Annotated in this window: 1 tRNA gene; it reads left to right on the top strand. The window is 50.2% G+C overall.

The window, feature by feature from the left end:
• Positions 1–156 precede the first annotated feature (156 nt).
• Positions 157–230, top strand: a tRNA-Arg gene (locus tag L975_RS16390).
• The last annotated feature ends 1 nt before the right edge of the window (position 231 follow it).

The following is a 231-nucleotide window of genomic DNA, read 5'->3' as shown; positions in this document are numbered from 1 at the left end:
TCCGTAGCTCAGCTGGATAGAGTACTCGGCTACGAACCGAGCGGTCAGAGGTTCGAATCCTCTCGGATGCACCATTCCAACCTGCAGCAGCTATACTAAAAGTGCTAGTTTTTCTAGTGCCGATTTAGATAAATAAGATACACAAGTGTTACTCTTGCATCCGTAGCTCAGCTGGATAGAGTACCCGGCTACGAACCGGGCGGTCAGAGGTTCGAATCCTCTCGGATGCAC

The organism is Plesiomonas sp. ZOR0011 (assembly GCF_000800945.1).
Taxonomy (GTDB): domain Bacteria; phylum Pseudomonadota; class Gammaproteobacteria; order Enterobacterales; family CAMTGL01; genus Plesiomonas; species Plesiomonas shigelloides.
Note: the sequence above shows the minus strand (reverse complement) of the source record. Positions and strands in the feature narration are given on the sequence as shown.